Raw genomic sequence first — 9,471 nt, 5'->3', positions numbered from 1 at the left:
CACAACAGGTGCTTTCATTGTTCATTGACAGATTGTTGATAAATATTGATTCGGGTTGTTGATGTTATAAATGTAATGAAAAATTATCTTGTTCCTAATTTTTAACAAATTTTCTATATTGAAATATGGTAACTGATTAATTTTCTATTCTTTATAAAAAGTTATGTGTGCATCGACAAGACGGTGTGGGTTACGCGGGCACAAAAAAAGGCATGCAGTTTTTTAACTTGCAAGCCTTTTTATTTTTCTGGCTCTATCAAACTCAGCCCCGGAATTTTTTCGTAAAATCCAGGTAGCTCAGCAATGAAATGAACAGGAATACACCTCCACTATAAATTTCATTTTGGGCAAGAAAGCCTTGTTGAGGGTATTTATAGAATACGGTCAGAAGACCATCGATGTAAGGATAATAAACCGCTTGCTCCATTTTCCTGTATAGCATGATGGCGATACAAATACCGAATAAGCCAATGCCTATATTGATAAACATGTTTTTTATCCTGATGCTCAGCCAGAAATGAATAGCCAATATGCCAAGGAATGCTATCAGTGTTCTGAATGCCATGTAAAATATAAAGCTAAAGTCTGGTAAATGGCGCAGAAATCCCATCCCCGGATAGGCCAGCCCCAGTAAGATACCGTCAAAAAAGAAGAACAGCAGAAATAACAGGCAAAGCAGGGAGAGCAGGATCAGGTTCATCCCTAATTTGTTAAAATAAATGCTGCTTTTTTTCTGTGGTAAAGTAAGCAGGTATTTCCATGCATTGTATTTATGCTCGATGTTAATGTACATACAGGTGACCATCACGATAACGAGCGGACCGGAAAATACTGTGAATCCCTTAAGCGCTTCTTTCCAGAAATCAGGCCAGGGGTTAGCTTTGGCCTCTATGATCTCTTTTGCATGTTCTATAAAATCAAAAGTAACCAGCATCGGAACGAGAAAGGCCGCTGCTGCTATCAGCCAAAGAATGAAGTTGTTTTTTAGTTTGAGTATCTCTGTTTGGAACTGCATAGCGTTATATTAATTGGTTATTCTTTTCTATAAAGTTTATAAATGTATTTTCCAGATCCTTGCAGGTAACGTATAATCGGTAGATATTCACGTTGGCCCCTACCAGTAGCCTCGCAATAGCAGATACCTGCTCGTTATTTTCAAATGGAATTTCCAGTGTGTGTGGCTCTTTTTGAGTGATCCTATACTGTTTATCCAATACTAAGATGGCTTTGGAATTGTTGTCTGTTTTTAATTGGATAACGTTAGCAGTTTTGTTGATTTCCTTAAGTGCTTCCAAGGAGCCCTGGAAAATCAAAGATCCTTTGTTAATGATACCGACATGTGTAACTAGTTTTTCAATTTCGGAAAGTAGGTGACTGGACAAAAATATGGTGATGCCCAACGCTTTATTAAGGCTAAGCAATAGCTCCCTTGTTTCGATAATACCGGCAGGGTCCAGTCCATTTACAGGTTCATCGAGGATCAAAAGGTCAGGCGTTGAAAGAAGGGCCAACGCCACACCCAACCGCTGCTTCATTCCCATTGAATAGGTTTTTACTTTCCGGTGAGCAGCATCCGTCAGCCTCACAAGTGTTAATACTTCGCGAATTCTTTTCTCATCCGTTTTCCGGATAATCCGGGTGATTTCCAGGTTATCCCAGCCAGAAAGGTGCTCATAGAGAGAAGGTTGTTCTATCATGGAACCCGTTCTGGAAAGTACCTGCATCCGGTTTTCTGAGAGCGGATTTCCAAACAGCCTGATTGTGCCGGCAGACGCCGGAAGTAAACCCAGTAATAACCGGATGGTGGTTGTTTTTCCCGCTCCGTTAGGCCCCAGGAAACCGTAAATAGCACCTTTTTCAACCTGTATGCTTACATTTTTCAGCAGCTGTTCTTTTGGCGTGAAACCGAAACTCAGGTTAGACGTCTCAATAAGAAAATCAGATACACGTTCCATGATGTTGATATTTTCAGTTTATGGAATAAATGTATTCTTCTCTGTCAGCACCGGAAAATGTTTGGGGCAGAAAGACAGGAACAACGGATGAAAGCACAAATAGTACTTAAATGGGAATTTCATTAGATAGTCCGCCTTTTTCGTTATTTCGAACAACATTTTAATACATCGGTCCATGTATGTTGTTATTGTAGCCAATTTTTATGATATTCGTCAGGTGAAGTCAATAACAGATAATTTTTCTAAGATATTTGAAAAGGGTATTGGACTACATGTTTTTTTTGCAGGCATTTTGTTGTTTGTACTTTCAATAATTACCCTCTCCAGTCGTTATGCGGTATCACTTTTGCCGCGGGCGATATTCAGTTTTATTTTGTTGATGCTTTGCGTTTACACTGGCAGATGGATTTGCCGGAGATGGCTGTTTAAAGACAACTGGGTAGTGCTGGCGTGCTTATACATTATCTTCATTGCTTTCTTTTCTATTCTTGGGGTGGCGGGCTATATATACCTGATGGATTTCAAATTTGATGAAAATGATTCTAAAGTGTTCTTTGTAGGAATACCTGGATTTGTTATTATGTTTTTATTCGGTGGCGGTTTTGTGGCCATTGGCAGGTCTGCCAGAAAAGAACAGATTCATGGAAATATGGTACTTCAACAGCAGAAGGAAAGTGAGTTGGCCTTATTACGCTCCCAGATAAGTCCTCATTTCCTTTTTAACACATTGAATAACTTGTACGGCCTATCCGTTACCGATCATGAAAAGGTTCCCGGACTATTGTTGAAACTTTCTGACCTGCTGCGTTACTCCGTTTATGAAACGGGACAGCAATGGTTTTTGCTGGATGACGAATTAGCTTATATACGGAGCTATATTGAACTGGAAAAGATAAGAATGGAGGACCGGCTTTCATTGCATGTACAGATGTCCGCAGGAAATGGAACAGTGCGGATTGCACAAATGGTGCTCATTACATTCGTGGAGAATGCTTTTAAACATTCCAGGAACATAATAGGACAGGAGATCCGGATTGACCTGGTTTTATCGGTGGTAGACGATTTTATAGTTTTTACGATAGGCAATAGTTTTGGAAACGATGCCAATGAAAATAGCCCATTGAAAGATGCATCCGGTGTTGGGGTCGGTAATACAATAAAGCGGCTTGATTTATTATATGGGACAGCGTATTCTTTGCGCCAGCACAAAGAGAATAATTATTATAAAGTGGACCTTCGGCTTAAAGTAAAATAAATGGAGAAGATCAAATGCCTTATAATAGATGATGAACCAATTGCGAGAGACATCGTTGTTAACTATTGCCATGTCATTCCATCCCTGGAAGTAACAGGCGTTTTCGGAAACAGCATCGATGCAAGAGCAGGGTTGATGAACAAAAACATACAATTACTTTTTTTGGACATACATATGCCGGTTTTAGACGGCATAGCTTTTTTGAAGACCCTGAAGAATCCGCCACAGATTATTTTTACCACCGCCTACAAAGAATATGCAGCTACAGCATTTGATTTAGCTGCCTGCGATTACCTGGTGAAGCCTTTTTCGCTGGAGAGATTTATTATAGCGGTAGACAAAGCCATTGAACGTCTCCATTATACTAATAAAGAAGTACCGGGAAAGGATAGTACACCTGATGACGGATTTATTTCTTTCAAAACTGAAGGTAAAATATACAGGATTAAGTATGAGGATTTGTTATATGCAGAGGCAAGTGGAAACTATAGCAGGATAATCACCTGTGATGCCGTCATAGTGCTGAATATGTCATTTATGAACGTGGAAAAAATGCTTCCGGGAAGTCATTTCCTCCGTGTACACAGGTCGTTTATCGTGAATAAGTCGAAAATTTCATTTATCCAGGGACAGACCATATTTTTGAATAAGGTAGAAATACCTGTCGGCAAGAATTTCAAAGGTGATTTGTTCAATACCCTGGGATTGTAATCCGGCTCCCTCTCACATAAATTAATTATTCCTTAAAATTTATCCCATATCACTAAACATTTATAGAGATAGATTATTTTATGTAAGAATCACCTTCAAACCGGGATCATATGCAAAAGCAAATATTACATACAGATGTTTTACTGATAGGTGCGGGCGTCATGAGCGCTACGCTGGCTACATTGCTCAAACACTTGTCACCGGACTATTCCGTTCACATTTATGAACGTCTCGACAAGGTGGCCGGAGAAAGCTCCGATGCGTGGAACAATGCAGGCACTGGCCACTCCGCGCTGTGTGAACTGAATTATACCCCGGAAAGGGAGGATGGTAGTATCGATACAAGTAAAGCTATTCATATTATTGAGCAGTTTGAGGTGTCCAAACAATTTTGGTCTTACCTGGTAGAACAGGGGCAGCTGAAAGATCCGGCCGGCTTTATCAGGAGTACACCACATATGAGTTTTGTACATGGAGATAATGATGTGGCGTATCTGCGTAAACGGTTTGATGCACTTCAGCAGTACCAGCTGTACCAGGGGATGGAATATTCGGAAGATCCGGCAGTGCTGCAGGATTGGATTCCCCTGGTGATGGAGGGTAGGGAGCTTTCAGAAAAAACAGCCGCCACGCACATGGAACTGGGTACGGATGTTAATTATGGTGCGCTGACAAGAGGGTTGATACATCAGCTCCAGCAACAGCCCAATTTCAAGTTGCACCTGGCGTATGAAGTGGAAACTATGGAACAGTTAAGGGACGGCAAATGGGAAGTAAAAGTAGAGAACCTGCTTACTAAAGAAACATCACGTGTCACCGCAGATTTTGTGTTCATAGGCGCCGGCGGAGGATCGTTACAACTGCTGCAGAAATCAGGTATCCCGGAAGGAAAGCAGTATGGCGGCTTTCCGGTGGGGGGCGAATGGCTAGTATGTAAAAAAGAAGAGATCGTGAACAGGCATAACGCCAAAGTATATGGACAGGCCTCTGTTGGGGCTCCTCCCATGAGTGTACCCCATCTGGATACCAGGATGATCGAAGGTGAGAAAGCCATTTTATTCGGACCTTTTGCTACTTTCTCCACCAGATTCCTGAAGGAAGGGTCCTTCCTGGACTTGTTTGAATCGATCAAATACTGGAATATTCTTCCGTTAATGAAGGTAGGATTAGAAAATTTCGGTCTGGAGAAATACCTTGTGGAACAGTTAAGTTTATCATTTGAAGACAGGATTGCCGCTTTGCAGGTATTTTATCCAAACGCCGATGGCAATGACTGGGAACTGCAACAGGCGGGGCAAAGGGTGCAGGTGATCTACAATGATCCCGATAAGGGAGGTACCCTTCGCTTTGGAACAGAAGTGGTAGCAGGAGAAGATGGCACTATTTCAGCCTTACTGGGTGCCTCTCCGGGGGCGTCTACAGCGGTATCTATTATGCTGGACTTGCTTAAAACCTGTTTCCCTGATAAAGTAAAAGGAGAGTGGACAGCAAAGCTGAAAGCAATGATTCCATCCTATGGTACTCATCTGGAAGGAAACCCGGAATTATGTTATCGTATCAGAACATGGACAAGTGAAACATTACAATTAGACTGGAAACAGCCGGTAGTAAAACAACAATAGATGAAATTATTAAGACATGGGAATCCGGGAGATGAAAAACCAGGTATTCTCCTCAACGATGAATGGTATGACACATCAGCACTCGGCGAAGACTATACAAATGATTTTTTGGGTAGCGGTGGCCTGGAAAGACTGGCATCTTTTATAGCAAAAGACAGGCATCAGCTTAAAAAAGTACCGCCTGCAACACGTTTGGGAGTACCCCTGGCCAATCCGGGAAAAATTGTTTGTGTGGGATTAAACTACAGGGATCATATTAAGGAAACCGGCTTTATTCCCGAATCCGAACCCATCTTATTCCTGAAAGCCATGAGCGCGCTGAACGGACCTTTCGACGGCGTGATGATCCCTAAGGACAGCCTTGAAACAGATTGGGAAACAGAATTAGGCGTGGTGATAGGTAAAGCCGGTACCAATGTGGAAAAGGAAGAAGCTATGAATTATGTGGCCGGTTATATCCTTCATAATGACGTGAGCGAACGTGCATACATGAAGAAGCGGGGAGGCACCTGGGATAAGGGAAAAGGATGTAATACGTTTGCTCCGCTGGGCCCTTATTTTGTTACGAAAGATGAAATTCCTGATCCGGGGAACCTGCATATCTGGCTTAAGCTGAATGGAGAGATGATGCAGGATGGGCACACATCGGATCTTATTTATCCGGTGCCGGATCTGACGGCATATATCAGCGAGTTTTTTGGTTTGTTTCCCGGTGATATTATTTCCACCGGCTCACCGGCAGGAAGTGGCACTGGACGTATTCCACAGCGTTTTCTGCGTCCCGGGGACGTGATTGAATATGGTATTGATGAACTGGGAGTAGCCAGGCAATCTTTCCGGGCATATGAACGTACCTGATATGATTATTTGCGGTCAGCCATGTATCATGGCTGACCGGATGTTGCTTTGAAAGTGCAAAACAGGAAATGCTGTCTGGTATTAAATGGCGTAATATGTTCTTCTGTGATACATTTGATCTTTGTAAAACCGTTTGATAGTTGCGCCGCCAGCGCCGTTTCATCATATTGCTTAATGGTTAGTCCACTACATTTTGTCGGACCATCATAGGAAAAGGTGCCAATGGTCATATAGCCTTTTACTGCTTGCTTCGCAATGCGGAGGTACTTTTCAATTTGTTCGGAAGTCGTCATAAAGTGAAAAGCAGCCCTGTCATGCCATAAATCATACGTGTTGGTAGGGTTAAACGTCGTTATATCAGACACTATCCAGGTCACCTTCTCCGCGAGCACGCCCAAACGTTTCTGAGCCCGTTCCAATGCTTTTTCAGATATATCCAGTACGGTAATATCTTCATAGCCTTCCCGGAGCAGGAAGTCAACCAGCTTGCTGTCACCGCCTCCAATATCAATCATCCGCGCTGATTTCGGAAGGTTCATTTCACGAATGAGTGCCAGTGAGATTTCAGGTACTTCCTGTGTCCAGCTTACTTCATTTGGCTGCTTGCCTGTATAGATATTTTCCCAATGTGCTTTCTGATCCATCATCATGTTTTCGGACCACAAAGATATCTATTCGGTAAGAACTTTCCTCAATTACACAGGTGGCTATAAAAGGCCTGTCCGGCTCCATTCCCCTCAGAATGAACAAAGTGAATAGATCTTCCCGCATTAAATATCAGTAAATTTAGTATAGTGGAGTATTGACTTTGTCGTATATGATCACCCCATCAAATAACTATCAAATCATGAATGCCCTGGGAAAGTCAGTTAAAGGAATGTATGTATTCTTATTCGCGCGAAGGGTTTTTTACCCGTTCAATCTTTTTTTATACAAATTGAGCATGTGTGGACTAGGCCTCAGGAATTACGAGAATGAGGTGGTGTCGGGAGAAAAAGCATTTATTAAATACCTGATGGCCGGGCAGCATCTTGATTCCGGCGTTATAATGGATATTGGTGCCAATATGGGCAACTATTCCATCATGCTCAGGAAGAATAATATCAGGCTACCTATTTATGCTTTTGAGCCTCATCCCGTGGCTTTCCGGAAATTGCAGGAGGTGGCTGCAGTACATGATTTTACACCTGTGCCGCAGGGAGCCGGAGAAGTAAGTACCCATGCCGCCATGTATGATTACCGCGGAAATGGCGGTTCCGAACATGCCAGCATGTATAAAGATGTGATAGAGCATCTCCATAAAGGACAGGCAGAGGAAGTGGCTATTATGCTCACTACCATTGATGAATTTGTAGCATTAAATAACATATCGAAGATCGCGCTATTGAAAATTGACACAGAAGGCCACGAGTTAAGTGTGTTGAAAGGGGCGCATCAAACTATCGCTAAAGGACTGGTATCTGTTATACAAATCGAGTTCAATGAAATGAACATCATCTCCAGAACATTTTTTAAAGATATTGTTGATATATTACCAGGCTATGATTTTTACCGGTTATTACCCGATGGATTAAAAGCGCTGGGAGCGTATAATTCCACCGGTTATGAAATATTCTCTTTCCAGAATGTAGTAGCATTAAAACGCGACTAGCATCAGTAGGCGTTTTTATCTCCCTTGATCATATTCATTAACGTCTGAAAAATGATCTGGCAGTCCAGCCAGAAACTATAGTTCTCAATATACCACAGATCAAAATCAACACGCTTTTGCATCTGACCGGATATCCTGGTTTCACCTCTGAAACCATTTACCTGTGCCCAACCTGTAATTCCCGGCTTCACCACATGTCTTAGCATATAGTGTTGTATGGTGTTCTTGGATTCCTGGTGTAAAGGAATGGGATGGGGGCGGGGACCCACCAGTGACATATCTCCCAGCAGTACATTGAAAAACTGGGGAAGTTCATCGAGATTGGTTTTGCGCAAAAAACGCCCGATGCGGGTCACCCTGCTATCATTGCGTGCTGCCTGCTGGTACCTCCCATTTTCATCTACGACATCCGTGTTGATGACCATAGAACGGAACTTATAACAGATTATTTTTTTGTTCTTCAAACCCCATCTTTCCTGTTTGAATAAGATAGGGCCAGGAGAAGATAGCTTAATCAGCAAGGCTATAATGGGAAATAACCAGCTAAACACCATAATAAAAAGCAAACAGGTAAAGCAGAGTTCAAAAATACGCTTGAACCTTTGTTGGGTGAGATCATCCAATGGAGAAGTCCGGATCGTTAAAAGCGGGAACTTGCCAAAGAAATTCATGCTGGCAGTAGACGTGCAGAAACGATGACAATCCGCTATGATTCTTACGCGTTTGGCTTCCTTTTCACTGGCAATAATGATATTTTCCATCTGCCCGTTTAATGTTTCCGGTAAGGCGATGATCACATCATCTATTTCATGATCTTCCAGTATCCTGGTAAGATCAGACACCTTACCCAGGTACTGCCGGTGCAGGTGATCATTGGCTTGCTCATCCACAAAACCAACGCAGCGGTAACCAAAGTGATCGTTGGATAAAATTGTTTTGTAAAACTTCATTCCTGTATCGCCGGTACCTACTATGAGTATATTTTTTATGTTATAACCATTTGACCTTAACCTCAGGAGGGACTGCTTTACAAAAAATTTAACGATAGTAATGCTGATGAAGATAAGAAAAGTATATAGCAGCGTGAATGTTCTGGGATAAGGATAATACTTGAAAAAATAGAAGAACAGAAATGTGAAGAAGCAGGCCTGTAGCAAGACTGCCTTGAGAATCGCAACAAATTCATAGGAAAACGACCGGGTCCTGAATTCATCATATAAATGAACAGACATACCAATGGCAGTCCATGCTGCAATACTGATGCCCAGCAGTAACAAATTAAATTGGGAAAAATATACATCTCCTAAACCAGCAATATATTTTCTGGCGCAGAGGAACGCCACCGTGAGCACTATATAATCAATGAGTAATCTCAGAGAAAAATTAATTTGGTTTCCTGGTTTCATAGTATTGTTGTTA

The 9,471-nt window shown here is 42.0% G+C and carries 9 protein-coding genes; 5 read left to right on the top strand and 4 right to left on the bottom strand.

Going from position 1 to position 9,471, the window contains the following annotated elements:
- Positions 1 to 262 precede the first annotated feature (262 nt).
- Positions 263 to 1,015 (bottom strand): ABC transporter permease, encoded by a 753-nt coding sequence (locus AC1DP6_RS19415; protein WP_477056317.1) that lies wholly within the window; start codon positions 1,013 to 1,015, stop codon positions 263 to 265.
- Between the two features lie 4 nt (positions 1,016 to 1,019).
- Positions 1,020 to 1,955, bottom strand: coding sequence for an ABC transporter ATP-binding protein (locus tag AC1DP6_RS19410; RefSeq protein WP_477056316.1), 936 nt, complete (start codon positions 1,953 to 1,955; stop codon positions 1,020 to 1,022).
- Between the two features lie 175 nt (positions 1,956 to 2,130).
- Here AC1DP6_RS19410 and AC1DP6_RS19405 point away from each other — a divergent pair, with 175 nt between their 5' ends.
- The 4 genes from AC1DP6_RS19405 to AC1DP6_RS19390 all read left to right on the top strand — a co-directional run bounded on the left by AC1DP6_RS19405 (position 2,131) and on the right by AC1DP6_RS19390 (position 6,401).
- Positions 2,131 to 3,210, top strand: coding sequence for a sensor histidine kinase (locus AC1DP6_RS19405; RefSeq protein ID WP_477056315.1), 1,080 nt, complete (start codon positions 2,131 to 2,133; stop codon positions 3,208 to 3,210).
- Positions 3,211 to 3,921, top strand: a complete 711-nt coding sequence (locus AC1DP6_RS19400; RefSeq protein WP_477056314.1) for a LytR/AlgR family response regulator transcription factor — start codon at positions 3,211 to 3,213, stop codon at positions 3,919 to 3,921. It begins immediately after the preceding gene.
- 110 nt (positions 3,922 to 4,031) lie between these two features.
- The gene (gene mqo / locus AC1DP6_RS19395; RefSeq protein WP_477056313.1) at positions 4,032 to 5,543 is read left to right on the top strand and encodes a malate dehydrogenase (quinone); all 1,512 of its coding nucleotides are present in this window, start codon (positions 4,032 to 4,034) and stop codon (positions 5,541 to 5,543) included.
- Positions 5,544 to 6,401, top strand: a complete 858-nt coding sequence (locus tag AC1DP6_RS19390; protein WP_477056312.1) for a fumarylacetoacetate hydrolase family protein — start codon at positions 5,544 to 5,546, stop codon at positions 6,399 to 6,401.
- Positions 6,402 to 6,427: 26 nt separating this feature from the next.
- Here AC1DP6_RS19390 and AC1DP6_RS19385 read toward each other — a convergent pair whose 3' ends face one another.
- On the bottom strand, positions 6,428 to 7,051 hold the full coding sequence (locus AC1DP6_RS19385; protein WP_477056311.1) for a class I SAM-dependent methyltransferase: 624 nt from the start codon (positions 7,049 to 7,051) through the stop codon (positions 6,428 to 6,430).
- Positions 7,052 to 7,344: 293 nt separating this feature from the next.
- Here AC1DP6_RS19385 and AC1DP6_RS19380 point away from each other — a divergent pair, with 293 nt between their 5' ends.
- A complete protein-coding gene (locus tag AC1DP6_RS19380) occupies positions 7,345 to 8,052 on the top strand; it encodes an FkbM family methyltransferase (RefSeq protein ID WP_477056310.1) in 708 nt (235 codons plus the stop codon).
- A gap of 2 nt (positions 8,053 to 8,054) precedes the next feature.
- On the opposite strand, the gene AC1DP6_RS19375 is transcribed toward AC1DP6_RS19380, so the two are convergent.
- The gene (locus tag AC1DP6_RS19375) at positions 8,055 to 9,458 is read right to left on the bottom strand and encodes an undecaprenyl-phosphate glucose phosphotransferase (protein ID WP_477056309.1); all 1,404 of its coding nucleotides are present in this window, start codon (positions 9,456 to 9,458) and stop codon (positions 8,055 to 8,057) included.
- Between the last annotated feature and the right edge of the window lie 13 nt (positions 9,459 to 9,471).

It is taken from the genome of Chitinophaga sp. 01L420 (genome assembly GCF_056399985.1).
The sequence above is the reverse complement of the archived record's forward strand: the minus strand, read 5'-3'. Positions and strand labels throughout refer to the sequence as shown.

Excerpts from the sequence above, each read along its gene's own strand:
- AC1DP6_RS19415 (WP_477056317.1), bottom strand. The coding sequence starts at position 1,015 with ATGCAGTTCCAAACAGAGATACTCAAACTAAAAAACAACTTCATTCTT.
- AC1DP6_RS19410 (WP_477056316.1), bottom strand. The coding sequence starts at position 1,955 with ATGGAACGTGTATCTGATTTTCTTATTGAGACGTCTAACCTGAGTTTC.
- AC1DP6_RS19405 (WP_477056315.1), top strand. The coding sequence starts at position 2,131 with ATGTATGTTGTTATTGTAGCCAATTTTTATGATATTCGTCAGGTGAAG.
- AC1DP6_RS19400 (WP_477056314.1), top strand. The coding sequence starts at position 3,211 with ATGGAGAAGATCAAATGCCTTATAATAGATGATGAACCAATTGCGAGA.
- mqo (WP_477056313.1), top strand. The coding sequence starts at position 4,032 with ATGCAAAAGCAAATATTACATACAGATGTTTTACTGATAGGTGCGGGC.
- AC1DP6_RS19390 (WP_477056312.1), top strand. The coding sequence starts at position 5,544 with ATGAAATTATTAAGACATGGGAATCCGGGAGATGAAAAACCAGGTATT.
- AC1DP6_RS19385 (WP_477056311.1), bottom strand. The coding sequence starts at position 7,051 with ATGATGATGGATCAGAAAGCACATTGGGAAAATATCTATACAGGCAAG.
- AC1DP6_RS19380 (WP_477056310.1), top strand. The coding sequence starts at position 7,345 with ATGTGTGGACTAGGCCTCAGGAATTACGAGAATGAGGTGGTGTCGGGA.
- AC1DP6_RS19375 (WP_477056309.1), bottom strand. The coding sequence starts at position 9,458 with ATGAAACCAGGAAACCAAATTAATTTTTCTCTGAGATTACTCATTGAT.